We start from the raw sequence: 16,446 nt of genomic DNA, 5'->3' as shown, positions 1-16,446 counted from the left end.
TGCTCGTCATTCCGGCTTTTTTCTCTTTTATTTAACCTTCCTTGACATTCCCGTGATTTCCCCGTATCCTTTAAAAGGAGAGAGGTGAAATGCCTTGTTTGAGAAGACAAACCGTATGAATTTATTATTTGATTTTTACCAAGAATTACTAACAACAAAACAAAAATCGTATGTTTCTTTTTATTACTTGGATGATTACTCACTAGGCGAAATTGCCGAAGAATTTGAAGTGAGTAGACAAGCTATTTATGATAATATTAAAAGAACAGAAGAAAGCCTAGAGAAATACGAAGAAAAACTAGGGATGTTAAGAAAATATCAACAACGAGAAAAACTCTTTGATCAATTAGAAGCACAATTAACCAAGAAGAATTTTCTGGACGAGCAAGTGAAAGATACGCTCGAACAGCTTAAAAATATCGATTAGGAGGCCAGAATCATGGCATTTGAAGGACTAGCTGGAAGACTCCAAGAAACAATGAACAAAATTCGCGGTAAAGGGAAAGTAAACGAAGCTGACGTAAAAGAAATGATGCGTGAAGTTCGTCTTGCTTTACTAGAAGCCGATGTTAACTTTAAAGTCGTTAAACAATTCATTAAAACAGTAAGCGAACGTGCAGTTGGCGCGGACGTAATGAAAAGCCTAACACCCGGTCAACAAGTAATTAAAATCGTTCAAGAAGAATTAACAAGCCTTATGGGCGGCGAAGAAAGTAAAATCGGAACAGCTGATCGCCCGCCAACCGTTATTATGATGGTAGGTTTACAAGGAGCTGGTAAAACAACCACTTCAGGAAAACTAGCTAATTTATTACGCAAAAAATATAATCGTAAACCTTTACTAGTCGCAGCAGATATTTATCGACCTGCAGCAATCAAACAATTAGAAACACTTGGCAAACAATTAGATATGCCAGTATTTTCTCTAGGCGATCAAGTAAGCCCAGTAGAAATCGCGAAACAAGCTATCGCTAAAGCCAAAGAAGAACATTTAGATTATGTCATTATCGATACAGCTGGTCGTCTTCATATCGACGAAACACTGATGGACGAATTAAAACAAGTAAAAGAAATCGCTTCGCCAACTGAAATTTTACTCGTAGTTGACTCAATGACTGGGCAAGACGCAGTAAACGTGGCCCAAAGCTTCAACGAACAATTAGAAATTACCGGCGTTGTATTAACAAAATTAGACGGTGATACACGTGGTGGGGCAGCACTTTCCATCCGTTCAGTCACAGGAAAACCAATCAAATTCGTTGCTACCGGTGAAAAAATGGAAGCAATCGAAACGTTCCATCCCGATCGTATGGCTTCAAGAATTCTCGGCATGGGTGATGTACTTTCTCTTATTGAAAAAGCACAAACTGATGTAGACGCAGAAAAAATGAAAGCTATGGAACAAAAAATGAAAGACAACAGCATGACCTTAGATGACTTCTTGGACCAATTGCAACAAGTAAAACAAATGGGACCACTAGATGAACTACTAAAAATGATGCCAGGGGCAAACAAAATGAAAGGCCTCGACAACATGCAAGTAGATGATAAACAACTTGGTCACATCGAAGCAATAATTAAATCCATGACCAAAAACGAAAAAGATAATCCGGACATCATCAATGCGAGCAGAAGAAAACGAATTGCTCGCGGTAGCGGACGCCCAATTCAAGAAATCAACCGCCTCCTAAAACAATTTGCTGAAATGAAAAAAATGATGAAGCAAATGACTGGTGGAGGAAAAGGTAAGAAAGGTAAAAATCCATTCGGCAATTTCAAAATGCCATTTTAATTCAAAAAGCCAAAACCCTAATGCGGTTTTGGCTTTTTTCATACCTTAACATCCTGCAAATCATTTCTTTACAAACCCTTTATTCAACCAATAAAATCCATTGTTATAATTACAATTAAGCTTACAAAAGGAGGAGAAAGAATGAGAAATTGGGTAAAAGTAACAGGAGCAGGTGTATTAAGCGCAACATTATTACTAGGGGGATGTGGAACTCAGTCAGAAGAAAAAGCAGAAGCGAATGTTAAAACCGAAAAAACACTCCAACCAGGTAGTCAAATAAAATTACAAGGGGCAGTAAACGTTCGTGACTTAGGTGGTTACAAAACAACAGATGGTTTAACAATCAAACCACATAAATTAATCAGAAGCGCCGAACTTGCCACTTTAAGTGATTCAGATAAAAAGAAACTCGTAAATACATATGACCTTTCGCATATAGTTGATTTTAGGACAAATACCGAAGTGAAAGCCAAACCAGATCCAGAACTTACCGGAGTCGATTATACACATGATTCTGTGATGAAAGATAACGGAGCATCCACGAGCACGCAAGATTTAACCGCCAGTCTAGCTAAAATGGATAATCCCGAAACCTTTCTAATTAATGCTAATAAAAGCTTTGTTACAGATGAAACTTCTATTCAAGCCTACAAAGAATTTTTTGAGATACTACTAGCGAATCAAGATGGCTCAGTTCTTTGGCATTGTACAGCCGGAAAAGACCGAGCTGGATTTGGAACTGCTTTAGTCCTCTCGGCACTAGGTGTAGATAAAAACACTGTAATAGACGATTATATGTTATCCAATAAATACCGTGCTAGTGAAAATGAAAAAGCAATCCAAGCAGTCGCAGCTAAAACAGATAATAAAAAAGTTATCGACGGGATGACAGCTGTAATGGAAGTTCGTGAATCTTATATCAATGCCGCTTTCGATGAAATTGATGCTAAATATGGTTCGATGGATAACTTTTTAAAAGAAAAACTCGGACTAACTAATGATAAAAAAGAGCAACTTAAAAAAGCATATCTTTACTAAAAAAAATGGCCCTTTCAAAGAGGGCTATTTTTTTTGCGTACAAATAGATTTAAAGTGAGGAACCATTTTAAAAAGATTTGTATACAATTTAAAGACAATTCATGTAAAGTTGGATTTAGTAGATATATTTACCTATTAAAGACCAGTGCTAAAGTTTAAATATAAGCCTTAAATGCGCATATTTGTATAACTTTTAGACTAATGATATTGAATTGAAGTATTTTTTCTTTCTAGTACTTTTTACTTTAATTTTTAAAAATATACTATATAGTAAAGTTATCTAACGGGTTATAACATTAAATGAAAGGTTCACTTAGATACATAAAAAGAAAGGAGGGGCATTTTGCTGAAATGATTTTAATCTGATATTGGATAAAGGTTCAGGGGATACTTAATAGTTAGCTTATTAGTAAACAATAATTAAATACCTTTATTCTGTTTTCAGTTATTTTTCAAAATCAAAACTTATTGATTTTTAAGGGGGAAAAATGATGAAAAAACAGCGTGTGGATTACAAAAGGAAACTTGACCAAAAGCGAGCGCAAAAAGCAAAATTAATTGCTGCTCTAATTACAACAACAACAATGATGGTAGCACCTGTCACAGTGAATTATGATTCTTTTAATCACAAATTTGCCCTCAGTGGTATTCAAGCGGATGCAGCAACGATTGATTTACTTGGGAATTCAAGCTTGAATACACAATATGCGAATGGGAAATTAGTGATTACTCTATCAGGGAACCAATTAGTTAGTGCGAGTGCTGTGTCTACGTATTACCCGTATTTTGAACTGCCTAGCGAATTAACTTCTATTTTGAGTAATCCAAATATAAAAGCAAATACAAAAATTGATTATAAAATTGCTTATTTAGGAATTGGGAATATTGGGTTATTTAATCAAGGAACAGTTAATGGTAGTTCAAATAATTTCTTCATTGATACTAGTAGAAATGCAATTGGGGCAAGAGTAAATCATTTACTGGGAGTTGGCGTTAGTAGTGTATCTACTTTTACGCTAACAATTGATTTACTAGCGCTCGGTGTTACGGCTCTTCCTAGTGCGAATGATGGAAAATTGGATTTCGCAGCTAGAACTGGCGATGGACTATTGGATGTTGATTTGTTGAATAGTAACGCAGCTCGTGGATTTATTACGACGGATGTTGGGGATGCGGATGCGGATGCTGACGCCGATGCGGATGCCGACGCTGATGCCGATGCGGATGCGGATGCTGACGCCGATGCGGATGCCGACGCTGATGCCGATGCGGATGCTGACGCTGACGCCGATGCGGATGCTGACGCTGATGCCGATGCGGATGCTGACGCCGATGCGGATGCGGATGCTGACGCTGATGCCGACGCTGATGCTGACGCCGATGCTGACGCCGATGCGGATGCGGATGCCGACGCTGATGCCGATGCTGACGCTGATGCTGACGCCGACGCTGATGCCGATGCGGATGCCGATGCGGATGCCGACGCTGATGCCGATGCGGATGCGGATGCTGACGCCGATGCGGATGCCGATGCCGACGCTGATGCGGATGCTGATGCCGACGCTGATGCCGATGCCGATGCGGATGCTGACGCCGATGCGGATGCGGATGCGGATGCTGACGCCGATGCGGATGCGGATGCCGACGCTGATGCCGACGCTGATGCCGACGCTGATGCGGATGCCGACGCTGATGCGGATGCGGATGCCGACGCCGATGCCGATGCGGATGCGGATGCCGACGCCGACGCTGATGCGGATGCCGACGCTGATGCGGATGCGGATGCCGACGCTGATGCCGACGCTGATGCGGATGCCGACGCCGATGCCGACGCCGATGCCGATGCGGATGCGGATGCCGACGCCGATGCCGACGCTGATGCGGATGCTGACGCTGATGCTGATGCCGACGCCGATGCGGACGCTGACGCCGATGCGGATGCCGATGCGGATGCTGACGCCGACGCCGATGCCGACGCAGATGCGGATGCCGACGCAGATGCTGATGCCGACGCTGATGCGGATGCCGACGCCGACGCCGATGCGGATGCTGACGCCGATGCAGATGCTGACGCAGATGCTGACGCCGATGCGGATGCTGATGCCGACGCTGATGCCGACGCTGACGCTGACGCCGATGCTGATGCCGATGCGGATGCGGATGCTGACGCCGATGCAGATGCTGACGCCGATGCAGATGCTGACGCCGATGCGGATGCTGATGCCGACGCTGATGCCGACGCTGATGCCGACGCCGACGCTGATGCGGATGCAGATGCTGACGCTGATGCAGATGCTGACGCTGACGCTGATGCCGACGCCGACGCTGATGCGGATGCTGATGCCGACGCTGATGCCGACGCTGATGCCGACGCCGATGCGGATGCCGACGCTGACGCTGATGCCGATGCTGATGCCGATGCGGATGCTGATGCCGACGCTGATGCGGATGCCGACGCTGATGCCGACGTAGATATCGACTGGAGAGATTTCCTAGTTGAAAAACCAACTGTCAATCCAATTTATGAAGGAACTAAAACTATTACAGGTTCTTCTATCTATAAAAACCTTAATATGAATACCCTATTAAAATCATTACAAAGAGATGCTCCAGCCGGAACAGTTTTCTATATTAATTTAACGCTTCCGGATGGCACAGTCATTGGCAATGTATTAATTAATTCAGATGGAACCTATACAATAAATATTCCTAATTATAATTTGAAAGCTGGAGATGTTATCCACCTTCAAGTAACTGCTAAATATGGTGACGAAGTAAAAACAAGTGATGATGTAGCAGTAACAGTTCAACCATTAGTTGATTCGGATGCTGACGCTGATGCAGATGCTGACGCAGATGCTGACGCAGATGCTGACGCCGACGCCGACGCCGATGCAGATGCCGATACTGACGCCGATGCTGACGCTGATTCAGATGGAGGAGGCACTAACTCTTCTAATAACGGTGGAACTACTGGAACAGCAAATGGAGGTACGGGCGTAACCGTTTCTAATATGAGTACAAACGGCTCCGGAACAATGCTTTCCTCAGGCTACAGTGCTGATGGAACTACAAGTATTTCCGCAAGCGACCTTCCATCCACAGGGGATACTAGTAGCAGTCTTCCTTGGGTAGGGCTTGGACTCTTCTCATTAGCTGGCGCGTTCTTACTACGTCTTTTCCGTAAATAAAGCCACAAAACATCGATTCCCTGCTGCTAAGTAAGTTTAAGCAGCAGGGAAATTATAAAAAGGAGTGGTACATATGCCTTGGAGAGGTGTACTTGATGAACTTGAAAATAAAATTATTGATCAATTAACAGAAGCAGAAGAGCACGCCACTTACAACGGGAAATGGCATGGTTTTCTAACAATAGGTTATAAAAATAAACGAGCGACAGTAATCAACTTTAGCTATCTTTGTTTAGCAAATTTAATTAATGAAATGAAAAAAAGTGCATTGAAAAATCAAACCGAAGAAGCAATTTCATTTAAAATGGATATTGCGGTGAATTATCAACTCGAAAACTTAGGCGAATGGAATAGAAAAGCCTTAAAAACAAAGAAAAATTATTATAGACGAGGCATTGCCTTAAATGAAAATTTTAAAATAGCTTTAATGGAACAGGAAATTAATGCGAACGCTATCCTTTTACCTGGAGACGAAGGACTAGCTATCAACGTTGAAAATATGAATAGATATTTAATTCAAGCCAATAAAAATCAAGCCCAATTAAACTTAACCATCGATTCTAGTGTTGTCACTTTCGAAACAGTAGGGTGGTTTTTTGATGGAAAGAACATTCATGAATTAGAAACAGCTAGTTTAGACCACGGACGCAGGAAGGTAGAATATTTGACGCCAGAAATTATTTCTACATTAGTTGAAAATGCTGGAGAATATTTGGCGCATCAAGTAAACACAACTGGGGAATTTAACTATGGTTGGTTTGCTTGTTTTGACAAAAAAATCAAACATTATAATAGTTTGCGCCATGCCAGTACTACTTATTCCATGTTAGAAGCATATGAATTAACGGGAAATAAAGCTATTTTAGAAGCCGCAACAAAGGCTTTAACATACCTTGAAAAACACTTTATTTATGAAAAAGACGACATGGCCTTTCTTATCGAACCAGAACTTCGTGAAGTAAAATTAGGTGGTTCAGCCGCGACTCTACTAGCTTTAACTAAATATATGCATATTACTGGCACTAAAACATACTTACCTCTTTGCCGAAAAATAGCAAATGCAATTCTCTCATTACAAGACGAAAATGGAAAGTTCACACATGTGTTAGAATATCCATCATTAGAAGTAAAAGATATTTTTCGAATTATTTATTATGATGGGGAAGCTGTCTTTGGCCTACTTCGCCTATATGAAATTGACCGCGATTCCAAATGGTTAGCCGCAGCAGCCAAATCTTTTAATCACTTTATACAAGATAAATACTGGCAAAATCACGATCACTGGTTAAGCTACTGCGCCAATGAAATTACCAAATATATCAAAGACGAAGCTTACTATGAATTCGGACTGCAAAATGCCTTTGACAACTTACCATTTATTTACGATCGCGAAACCACTTTTCCAACATTTTTAGAGCTTACCGTTGCTACAAAAGAAATGACACTGCGGATGGAAGCGGAAGGACAACAAGCATTATTAACATCTTATTCGCTTGAAAATCTTGAAAAAACAATTACAAAACGCGCACTTTATCAATTAAATGGTTACTTTTATCCAGAGCTTGCGATGTACTACAAAAATCCAGCCAGAATAGAAGGTAGTTTCTTCATTCGGCACCAGTCTTTCCGCGTGAGAATTGATGATGTTGAGCATAATATTTCCGGATATGTGCGATATTATCAACTATTAAAACAAGGAAAACTAAGCACTGAAGCCGAAAGTGTCCGCTGAAAAGAAAAAAATATCCTCTGTAAAGAAAAAACACTTTACAAACAAATCCTTTACTGGTAATATATATACTTGTGTAAGACTTTATGGAGGTGTAATTAAACTATGGCAGTTAAAATTCGTTTAAAACGTATGGGTTCTAAAAAGAAACCTTTCTACCGTATTGTAGTCGCTGATTCTCGTTTCCCACGTGATGGCCGTTCAATCGAAACTATTGGTACTTATAATCCATTACTTGATCCGGTTGAAGTGAAAATCGACGAAGAAGCAACTTTGAAATGGATGCATAATGGTGCGAAACCATCTGATACAGTTCGCAATCTTCTTAGCCGCGAAGGTATCATGGAAAAATTCCATAACCAAAAATTAGGTAAATAAGGAGGTCTCGGCGCGAATGGAAGAACTCATTCTCTCAATCGTGAAACCCCTTGTTGACCACCCGGAAGACGTTGTTATCACGCCAGAAGAAACGGATACTTCGTTAACCTACAAATTGTCTGTCAGTAAAGAAGACATGGGACGCGTGATTGGTAAGCAAGGTCGTATTGCAAAAGCGATTCGTACTCTTGTCTATGCAGTTGGCTCCAAAAACGATAAGAAGATTCGTCTTGAAATTATCGAATAACAAAAACTCGTCAAATTGGCGAGTTTTTTTATAACTTTTTTTAATAATCATCAGAGAAGCAATTACCTCACTAAATGTTGTAAAATAAAATAGAAATGGAGGAATTGTTATGAAGCCAGTTATTGGAATTACAGGAAATAGATTAGTCAAAGGAGTGGACGTGTTTTACGGACACCGTGTAACTTATACACAACAGCGATATGTAGATGCTATTCAGAAAGTTGGCGGATTTCCTATCGCGTTACCAATAGATGACCCGTCTACTGCCGTTCAAGCAATTTCTCTCGTAGATGGTTTACTTTTAACCGGTGGACAAGATATTACACCGCAATTATATTTAGAAGAACCGTCCCAAGAAATCGGGGCATATTTTCCACCGCGCGATAGCTATGAAATCGCCTTAGTCCGAGCAGCTTTGGACGCTGGAAAACCTATTTTTGCGATTTGCCGCGGAATGCAACTTGTCAATGTTGCACTAGGCGGCACGCTGTATCAGGATATTAGCCAAGTTGAAACGAAAGCACTCCAACATCTGCAACGTGTCGATGAGCAACTCGGCTCCCATACAATCGATATTGAACCTACAAGCGAACTCGCAAAACACCACCCAAATAAAAAACTAGTTAACTCACTCCATCACCAATTTATCAAAAAATTAGCACCGAGTTTTAAAGTAACGGCTCGGACTGCTGACGGGATGATTGAAGCAGTGGAGGGTGACAATTTACCAAGCTGGTATTTAGGTGTTCAGTGGCACCCGGAATTAATGTTCCAAACAGATCCAGAAAGTGAACAATTATTCCAAGCTTTAGTAGATGAATCCAAAAAAACTATGGTAAAATAAGGACATAATCGCTAGTGGAGGTGTCCTGTGGAAATCATCCAAAAAGTTGTCGTCAAACAAATTCTGACAGAAACAAGTAAACAAGAATTAATCGAGTATTATACCGAACAAAAACGACAAATTGAACAAGAATGCGATCAGTTGCATTTTGAACAAAAGAAAATGGAACGAAAAAGCAAATTTCAACCAGAACGAGTGGCTGACTATTTCACACATGAACTTGAAGTGCGCCGAGAAAAGAAAAAATTAATCCAGTTTCAAATGGAGCAATTAGAAGTACTTGAACTTGGTAGTGAAATTCGCGAACGAGAAATGGAAACAATCATTGATGTACAAGTAGGAGACAAGTGGGATAAATCCATTTTCGATAAAACAATCGTTGTGAGAGATGGAATCATAGTAGAAATACGCTAGAGGTGACTTATGGAGAAAATGTATAATGTAGGAAAAATTGTTAATACGCATGGCTTAATCGGTGAAATTCGTGTTATCGCGACGACCGATTTTCCAGAAGAACGGTTCCAAGTTGGGAATACCGTGTACTTATTTGAAAAAAACAGCAAAAAGCCTGAAAAACTAATTATTCGTTCACACCGCAAACACAAAAACTTTGATTTGCTTATGTTTGAAGGACTTACCGGCATTCATCAAGTAGAGCGTATGAAAGAAGGCGTCCTTAAAATCAAAGAAGCGCAACTAACCGATTTAGAAGAAAATGAATTTTATTTCCATGAAATCATTGGTTGCACAGTTGTGACGACTGACGGAGAAGAGCTTGGCGAAATCACAGAAATTCTAACACCAGGCGCAAATGATGTATGGGTTGTAAAAGGCGCAGACAAAAAAGAAAAACTCATCCCTTATATTGCCGATGTAGTTAAAGATATTAATACTAACGATAAAAAAATTACCATTGAAGTAATGGAAGGGCTGCTAGATTAATGAAAATCGACATTCTATCCATTTTTCCAGATATGTTTTCGGGAGTGACTGGGAGTTCCATTATTAAAAAAGCAATCGAAAATGAACGGGTCGCGGTTGAAGTAACTGATTTCAGGGAATATGCAGAAGGAAAGCATCAGGTTGTCGATGATTATCCTTATGGTGGTGGGGCAGGGATGCTCCTTAAAGCCCAACCTATCTTTGATGCCGTTCAAGCGGTCAAAGATAAACAACCAGAAACAAAGCCAAGAGTTATTTTAATGGACCCAGCCGGTAAACGCTTCGACCAAAAAATGGCAGAAGAATTTGCAGAAGAAGAACATCTTGTTTTTATTTGTGGTCACTACGAAGGATACGATGAGCGAATTCGCGAACACCTTGTTACAGATGAAGTTTCGATAGGGGATTATATTTTAACAGGTGGCGAAATTGGTGCAATGATTGTGATGGACAGCGTTATTCGCCTTTTACCAGGTGTACTTGGAAATAAAGATTCAGCTGTGACGGATTCTTTCTCCACCGGTTTGCTTGAACATCCACACTACACACGACCAGCCGATTTTCGCGGAATGAAAGTACCTGATATTTTACTCAGCGGAAACCATGCTTGGATAGAAGAGTGGCGCGATAAAGAATCACTCAAAAGAACTTACGAACGCCGACCAGATTTACTTAAAAACTACCCCTTAACAGACAAGCAAAAAACTTGGCTCAAAGAATGGTCTGACAGTAAATAAAAAAGGACGTGATTTTAAATGGCAATCTTCGGAACTCCAGATGAAAAAGAAGCTAAAAAATCCGAACGACAAAAAGAACGAGAAGCCTATGTGCAAGAAGAAAACGACCAAAAGCGAATAGGTCAAAGATGGCAGGATATTCAGGTCTCAACAGGACCAATAAATGTTAATCATGATATTCTAACCGTTGTTTTCGCCAAAAGTGTTCGTCCAAGAATTAAAAGTGATCCAGAAGCGTACTTAGAAACAGTAGGCTTTGAAAATTTACTACAGGAATTGCAAAAGAAAGCTTTAGATGCAGGCGGAAATGGCTTAATTCATTGTTCATTCACTGAGCAATTCGTCGACGGGCTTGTATATCAACTGGCATATGGAACAGCCGTGAACATTAAAATTACGAGATTCTAAAAAAAGACTAGAAAGCTGGGTAACTGGTTTTCTAGTCTTTTTTATTTGTTAGTTGGGCTTTTGCACGCTGAATGATTCTTAATAAATCAAAATCACTCATGGATTTAACAGGTCCGTGACCACAAGCGATTTCAGTCACATCTACCAGCTGCAACTTTTCCGCGGAAGCAATACTCGTTTCTAAGTCCCAAGATCCCATCGCAGGAAAAGGAAACAAAATCCGTTTCTCCCCACAAATAGCTGCACCACCACGAGTTTGAAATAAATCACCAACGAATAAATGCCCATTACGCTCATCAAAAAAAGAAATCGAGCCAGGTGTATGTCCGGGTGTATCCATAATTAATAATGAACCTACCATATCACCATCTTTTAATAGTTGATCAATTTTTACTGGAAATTGATCAGGATAGCTACCCTTTAACGGTTTTTGAGCTTCAAAAGCATAAATCTCTTTTGTTTCTACCAGCAATTTTTCCCTGCTTCCAACCATCAAAAGGGCTTCTGGAAAAGCTTCTTTAAGTGCAACTAAACCGCCAATATGGTCCCCATGCCCATGTGTCAACAAAATTCGTTTTAAAGGTAATTTCAGTTTAGTAATAAGTGAAATTATTCCTTTTGCATGAGATAAAATCCCTGTATCAATTAAAGTTAAACCATCTTTCTCCAAAACTAAGTAACAATTTACCGGAAAAAGGTGCGGCAATGTTGTTATTTGCCAATATTGATGTTTCGCAGTAACTTTCATTCCAAAACCTTCATTCTACATTACTTTTTTAATAAAAAATGTAAATCTTTTTTAGCTGCTCGAGCAATTTTTTTATCATAGTATTCATTTGATTTTCTAATGGAAAGATCAAGTCGGTCAATTGAAGTCGTCTTAACAGAAAGGACGCCACTCATCCAAAGTGGATAGCGGAGGGCGGTAAGGGCAGGACGAGCGAACAGCCGATGTTGTAACTCCATCCCGCCAATCGTATAAATTAAGCGCGCTCGTTTTTTTCGCCAAGGACCTGTCAGTAAATATTTTTTATCTTTAAAACTATAACTCTCGCCGCGCCAAAACAAATGATCAATTACACCTTTCAGTACAGCTGGAACATTAAACCACCAAACGGGATAAGCAAATAGCAGCAAATCAGCCGAACTGGCATCTTGTTTTAAGTTGGTCATTTCGGTAGTTTGTTCAGTTCTGTAGCCCTCAGGTAAATTTGGATCAAAAGCCAATTCGCGAATATCATACGTTTTTATCTCGATTGCTGAGTGTCCTTGAAAAAAAGTTAAATACTTATGAAACAGTTCTCTTGATGTTCCTTTTTCTCGCGGGTCACCCATTATTGCTACAACTTTTGCCATTAAAATCCGTCCTTCCTGATGTCAGTGAAAATATGTTCCACAAAGGTATTTACATCTTTTTGAACAGTCGAATAGTCTTGTACATCATCGATTTGAGGTAATCCTTCTAAAAGGGCGGCGATTTTCGTATAGTGTGCAATAGTTTGTTTAATCTCTGCTGCTTTAAGGGCAAGCAATTCTTTCGACGCCGTATTACACGCAACAGATGGCTCACTTTTTAACCATTCCATCATTAATTTTATTTCGGCAAGGGAGAATCTGGCATACTTCATCACTAAAATAAACTTTAATTCTAGTAAATGTTGTGCGTTATAAACACGATACCCGTTTTCCAGCCGATTAGGTACTATTATCTTATTTTTTTCATAATATCGTAGTGTGTCTGCCCGAATTCCAACGCAAGCAGCCATTTCTTTTACGGTCCATTGTTCCATGTTCGACACCTCCATTTGATATACTTAAGGTAACATTAGACCATACTTCAAGGTCAAGCTTTTTTATTAAAGAAAAAGTAAGAAAAAAACTTTACAGCGAATCTAGTTTATGGTAACCTAAATAAGGTGACTGGAAAGACCAGTCTGATAACGATATTCCGCTTCATTATTAATATGAATGAATGTTTGTTGGAAGGAGAGAAAAACATGAACAAACTGATTGATGAAATCACAAAAAGTCAACTAAACCCAGATGTTCCAAGTTTCCGTCCGGGTGATACTGTACGTGTACATGCGAAAGTAGTCGAAGGTACTCGCGAACGTATCCAATTATTCGAAGGCGTTGTAATCAAACGTCGCGGAGCTGGAATCAGCGAAACTTTCACTGTTCGTAAAATTTCTAACGGTGTTGGTGTGGAACGTACTTTCCCAGTACATACTCCACGTATCGCGAAATTAGAAGTTATCCGTCGTGGTAAAGTACGTCGTGCGAAACTTTACTACCTACGTAACCTACGTGGTAAAGCGGCTCGTATTAAAGAAATTCGTTAATCATTTAACGGCTGAAACCCTTGAGAAATCAAGGGTTTTTGTTTTACTAATTATTAGACAAACATCCGAAAGAATATTAACTACAGATTAGGAGAACTATTATGCTTAGATTTTCTGGATTAGTAATAACAATCGCTTTAATTATATATATTGTCTTTTTCTTATGGAGATGGTTGAAAAGGCACGACACAAAAAAAACAATTTTCTTCAAGACTTGTTTTTATGTGTATACGTGTGGAGTAATCAAGTTTACGATGTTTCCTATTATGCTAGATTCTTTTCTAATTGAGGATACAAAAAAATATGCAACTGGTTCCTATATGAATTTAATACCATTTAATTCCATAGGCGAAATGTTTATGGAAGGGAGAGAATATGCTAGTTTCCAAATAGTCGCAAATTTTATTATGTTTGTTCCCCTCGGAATACTTTTACCATTATGTTTTCCAAAATTAACATGGAAAAGTGTTTTCGCTATAAGTTTTATAGCAACCGTTGGGATTGAATTTGCCCAGTTATTACAAGACCTTATTTATCAAGCGCCTTTTAAATTTGTAGACATTGATGATTTAATATTGAACTTTTCTGGCGGGATTTTCGGCTACATAGTTTATGTTATAATTCGACCTGTATTAAGAAAAATGAATTTATGCCCAATTGTAGAAAAAAACAGCTAGTATATAACCCTAGCCGTTTTTTTCGATTTATTTACTGAAGGTTATAAGATTTTTCGATTAGTGTCACTGGTTCTCCTTGGCTGTTTCTAAGTGCGATATTTTCTTTTCCCCACTGACACATTGTATCAACTATAGCATTTAAAGTAAGCCCGTAAGCAGTTATACTATACTCGACTTTAGGTGGAAGCTCATTATAAACCGTACGATCAATAATCCCATCTCTCTCTAATTCCCTTAGTTGCTGAACTAGAACCTTCTGTGATATTTTCGGAATACATCTTTGCAGCTCCCCAGTCCGCTTAGTCCCTTGAGCAAGAAAACAAATAATCAAGGGTTTCCATTTTCCACCCATAATATCGAGTGTAGCTTCTACACCTAAATTATAAACTTTCATTTGTTTTCCTCCTCCGATTTAGATACTTGCAAATAATACCACTTATAGACACTTACTTACAAGTAACTAAGCCACTTTCGAGTGTGTATTTACTTTCTTTCAAAACTAAATTACGATAAATAATAACGATAGAATAAAGGAGTAATCGAATGAAAACATTAGTTATTATCGCACATCCGAATATCGAAAATTCACGCGTAAATAGAGTTTGGAAAGAAGCACTTTTAAAAAGTACAGAAGAGGTGGCAATTCATGAGTTATATGAAGTTTATCCTAACTGGGATATTGATGTAACCTTTGAACAACAACAATTGCAAAACTACGATAAAGTCATTATCCAATTTCCATTTTATTGGTACAGCTACCCGCCGTTATTAAAAAAATGGTTCGATGATGTCTTTTCGTATGGCTGGGCTTACGGCTCAAAAGGGGACAAGATGGCTGGGAAAAAGCTTGCTCTTGCAGTTTCAATTGGCGATAAAAAATATAATTATAAAGAAGATGCACCAATTGGCTATTCACTAGACACATTACTTACACCATTTCGAGCAACAATAAACCACATTCGAGCTGACTATAGAGGGGCCCACACGATATATGGCAGCTCCTTTGAAGTCACAGATGAAGAAATAGTAGAAAATGCGTATGTGTATGCAAACAAGTTTATTAAAACGTTAAATTAGCTTTCTGAGTATATTTCTAATAATTCACCTTGACACCAAAAATCCCATATGATATAGTAAGTAAGGTTATTAAACAAGAAAGAAGAAGCAACCCGCTTCTCGCCTCGTTAACACGAACGTTTTCAGGCAAAAAATTCAAACTTTCGTCGCGTAACTTACGCGATTTTGAATGTGCGGGATTGCTGAAAAGCAGCCCGTTTTTTTATGGCCTCTGAACGAACGAGTTAGCAGGCCGCAGATTTGAACAGCTATTTTCTATCTTGTTGTAACAAAATTAAGTGGAGGTGGCTCACCATTAGCAAAGACATGTTGGTAAACGATGGGATTCGTGCACGTGAAGTAAGATTGATCGACCAAGACGGTGAACAATTAGGCGTGAAGAGTAAAATCGATGCGCTTCAAATTGCTGAAAAGGCTAATCTTGATCTAGTGCTTGTTGCTCCAACAGCGAAACCGCCAGTAGCTCGTATTATGGACTACGGTAAATTCCGTTTTGAACAACAGAAGAAAGATAAAGAAGCCCGTAAGAACCAAAAAGTCATCGTAATGAAGGAAGTTCGTTTAAGTCCAACAATTGACGAACATGATTTTGATACGAAGCTACGTAATGCACGTAAATTCCTTGAAAAAGGCGATAAAGTAAAATGCTCTATCCGTTTTAAAGGTCGTGCCATTACACACAAAGAAATCGGTCAGAAGGTGCTTGACCGTTTTGCAAAAGCGTGCGAAGACCTTTGTACAATTGAGCAAAGACCAAAAATGGACGGACGTTCCATGTTCTTAGTCCTAGCACCACTTCATGAAAAGTAAAGTTTTGAGGAGGAAATATTCATGCCAAAAATGAAAACCCACCGCGGTTCCGCTAAACGTTTCAAGAGAACAGGATCTGGAAAATTAAAACGCAGACACGGTTTCACAAGCCATATGTTCGCTAACAAATCCCAAAAACAAAAACGTAAATTGCGTAAATCAGCAATGGTATCAGCTGGCGACTTCAAACGTATTCGTCAAATGGTCGCTAAAATGAAATAAGAGAAACAACAT

Annotated in this window: 20 protein-coding genes, 2 pseudogenes and 1 other annotated feature; of the genes and pseudogenes, 18 read left to right on the top strand and 4 right to left on the bottom strand. The window is 39.4% G+C overall.

The window, feature by feature from the left end; all coding sequences use genetic code 11:
• Positions 1 to 94 precede the first annotated feature (94 nt).
• The 13 genes and pseudogenes from PQQ29_RS09385 (at position 95) to PQQ29_RS09330 (ending at position 11,306) form a co-directional block, all read left to right on the top strand.
• Positions 95 to 427 (top strand): putative DNA-binding protein, encoded by a 333-nt coding sequence (locus PQQ29_RS09385; RefSeq protein WP_003762903.1) that lies wholly within the window; start codon positions 95 to 97, stop codon positions 425 to 427.
• A gap of 12 nt (positions 428 to 439) precedes the next feature.
• The gene (gene ffh / locus PQQ29_RS09380) at positions 440 to 1,792 is read left to right on the top strand and encodes a signal recognition particle protein (RefSeq protein ID WP_070753657.1); all 1,353 of its coding nucleotides are present in this window, start codon (positions 440 to 442) and stop codon (positions 1,790 to 1,792) included.
• A 141-nt stretch (positions 1,793 to 1,933) separates the two neighbouring features.
• Positions 1,934 to 2,830 carry a tyrosine/lipid phosphatase LipA gene (gene lipA, locus PQQ29_RS09375; RefSeq protein WP_045554483.1) on the top strand — a complete coding sequence of 299 codons (897 nt, stop codon included), beginning with the start codon at positions 1,934 to 1,936 and terminating at the stop codon, positions 2,828 to 2,830.
• A 491-nt stretch (positions 2,831 to 3,321) separates the two neighbouring features.
• Positions 3,322 to 4,509, top strand: a pseudogene (locus PQQ29_RS14500) (Lmo1799 family Asp-Ala repeat surface protein); the annotation flags it as partial.
• Between the two features lie 279 nt (positions 4,510 to 4,788).
• Positions 4,789 to 6,021 (top strand): annotated as a pseudogene (locus PQQ29_RS14495) (LPXTG cell wall anchor domain-containing protein); the annotation flags it as partial.
• Positions 6,022 to 6,094: 73 nt separating this feature from the next.
• A complete protein-coding gene (locus PQQ29_RS09365) occupies positions 6,095 to 7,753 on the top strand; it encodes a glycoside hydrolase family protein (protein ID WP_187983952.1) in 1,659 nt (552 codons plus the stop codon).
• A gap of 102 nt (positions 7,754 to 7,855) precedes the next feature.
• The gene (rpsP, locus tag PQQ29_RS09360) at positions 7,856 to 8,128 is read left to right on the top strand and encodes a 30S ribosomal protein S16 (RefSeq protein ID WP_003767413.1); all 273 of its coding nucleotides are present in this window, start codon (positions 7,856 to 7,858) and stop codon (positions 8,126 to 8,128) included.
• 16 nt (positions 8,129 to 8,144) lie between these two features.
• Positions 8,145 to 8,375 carry a KH domain-containing protein gene (locus PQQ29_RS09355; RefSeq protein WP_003728421.1) on the top strand — a complete coding sequence of 77 codons (231 nt, stop codon included), beginning with the start codon at positions 8,145 to 8,147 and terminating at the stop codon, positions 8,373 to 8,375.
• 109 nt (positions 8,376 to 8,484) lie between these two features.
• On the top strand, positions 8,485 to 9,219 hold the full coding sequence (locus tag PQQ29_RS09350) for a gamma-glutamyl-gamma-aminobutyrate hydrolase family protein (RefSeq protein ID WP_003762892.1): 735 nt from the start codon (positions 8,485 to 8,487) through the stop codon (positions 9,217 to 9,219).
• 27 nt (positions 9,220 to 9,246) lie between these two features.
• A complete protein-coding gene (locus tag PQQ29_RS09345; protein WP_003762889.1) occupies positions 9,247 to 9,633 on the top strand; it encodes a YlqD family protein in 387 nt (128 codons plus the stop codon).
• Positions 9,634 to 9,642: 9 nt separating this feature from the next.
• Positions 9,643 to 10,161 carry a ribosome maturation factor RimM gene (gene rimM / locus PQQ29_RS09340; RefSeq protein WP_003772415.1) on the top strand — a complete coding sequence of 173 codons (519 nt, stop codon included), beginning with the start codon at positions 9,643 to 9,645 and terminating at the stop codon, positions 10,159 to 10,161.
• Positions 10,161 to 10,898 (top strand): tRNA (guanosine(37)-N1)-methyltransferase TrmD, encoded by a 738-nt coding sequence (gene trmD, locus PQQ29_RS09335; RefSeq protein ID WP_003762885.1) that lies wholly within the window; start codon positions 10,161 to 10,163, stop codon positions 10,896 to 10,898. The genes rimM and trmD overlap by 1 nt, the downstream gene beginning before the upstream one ends.
• An 18-nt stretch (positions 10,899 to 10,916) precedes the next feature.
• A complete protein-coding gene (locus PQQ29_RS09330) occupies positions 10,917 to 11,306 on the top strand; it encodes a hypothetical protein (protein WP_003762883.1) in 390 nt (129 codons plus the stop codon).
• Positions 11,307 to 11,337: 31 nt separating this feature from the next.
• Here the strand turns inward: PQQ29_RS09330 and PQQ29_RS09325 are convergent, their stop codons facing one another.
• The 3 genes from PQQ29_RS09325 to PQQ29_RS09315 are packed head-to-tail and all read right to left on the bottom strand — an operon-like array spanning position 11,338 to position 13,096.
• Positions 11,338 to 12,054, bottom strand: a complete 717-nt coding sequence (locus tag PQQ29_RS09325) for an MBL fold metallo-hydrolase (protein ID WP_010991016.1) — start codon at positions 12,052 to 12,054, stop codon at positions 11,338 to 11,340.
• A gap of 20 nt (positions 12,055 to 12,074) precedes the next feature.
• Entirely contained in the window at positions 12,075 to 12,662 is a 588-nt protein-coding gene (locus tag PQQ29_RS09320) for an NAD(P)H-dependent oxidoreductase (RefSeq protein ID WP_003772420.1), read from the bottom strand.
• Positions 12,662 to 13,096, bottom strand: a complete 435-nt coding sequence (locus tag PQQ29_RS09315; protein WP_187983953.1) for a MerR family transcriptional regulator — start codon at positions 13,094 to 13,096, stop codon at positions 12,662 to 12,664. The genes PQQ29_RS09320 and PQQ29_RS09315 overlap by 1 nt, the downstream gene beginning before the upstream one ends.
• Positions 13,097 to 13,303: 207 nt before the next feature.
• Here PQQ29_RS09315 and rplS point away from each other — a divergent pair, with 207 nt between their 5' ends.
• Together rplS and PQQ29_RS09305 are read left to right on the top strand one after the other, a co-directional pair.
• Entirely contained in the window at positions 13,304 to 13,648 is a 345-nt protein-coding gene (gene rplS / locus PQQ29_RS09310) for a 50S ribosomal protein L19 (protein WP_003762876.1), read from the top strand.
• Between the two features lie 101 nt (positions 13,649 to 13,749).
• Positions 13,750 to 14,325 (top strand): VanZ family protein, encoded by a 576-nt coding sequence (locus PQQ29_RS09305; protein WP_187983954.1) that lies wholly within the window; start codon positions 13,750 to 13,752, stop codon positions 14,323 to 14,325.
• Positions 14,326 to 14,356: 31 nt separating this feature from the next.
• Here PQQ29_RS09305 and PQQ29_RS09300 read toward each other — a convergent pair whose 3' ends face one another.
• Entirely contained in the window at positions 14,357 to 14,719 is a 363-nt protein-coding gene (locus PQQ29_RS09300) for a winged helix-turn-helix transcriptional regulator (RefSeq protein ID WP_003772428.1), read from the bottom strand.
• Between the two features lie 149 nt (positions 14,720 to 14,868).
• On the opposite strand from PQQ29_RS09300, the gene PQQ29_RS09295 reads away from it, so the two are divergent.
• The 3 genes from PQQ29_RS09295 (at position 14,869) to rpmI (ending at position 16,434) form a co-directional block, all read left to right on the top strand.
• Entirely contained in the window at positions 14,869 to 15,402 is a 534-nt protein-coding gene (locus PQQ29_RS09295) for an NAD(P)H-dependent oxidoreductase (protein WP_003772432.1), read from the top strand.
• Between the two features lie 73 nt (positions 15,403 to 15,475).
• Positions 15,476 to 15,614 (top strand) — a sequence feature (ribosomal protein L20 leader region).
• 82 nt (positions 15,615 to 15,696) lie between these two features.
• The gene (gene infC / locus PQQ29_RS09290; protein ID WP_010958948.1) at positions 15,697 to 16,212 is read left to right on the top strand and encodes a translation initiation factor IF-3; all 516 of its coding nucleotides are present in this window, start codon (positions 15,697 to 15,699) and stop codon (positions 16,210 to 16,212) included.
• A 21-nt stretch (positions 16,213 to 16,233) separates the two neighbouring features.
• Positions 16,234 to 16,434, top strand: coding sequence for a 50S ribosomal protein L35 (gene rpmI, locus PQQ29_RS09285; protein WP_003720098.1), 201 nt, complete (start codon positions 16,234 to 16,236; stop codon positions 16,432 to 16,434).
• Positions 16,435 to 16,446 lie beyond the last annotated feature (12 nt).

Origin of the sequence: Listeria innocua, from assembly GCF_028596125.1 — a bacterium.
GTDB lineage: Bacteria > Bacillota > Bacilli > Lactobacillales > Listeriaceae > Listeria > Listeria innocua.
The sequence above is the reverse complement of the archived record's forward strand: the minus strand, read 5'-3'. Positions and strand labels throughout refer to the sequence as shown.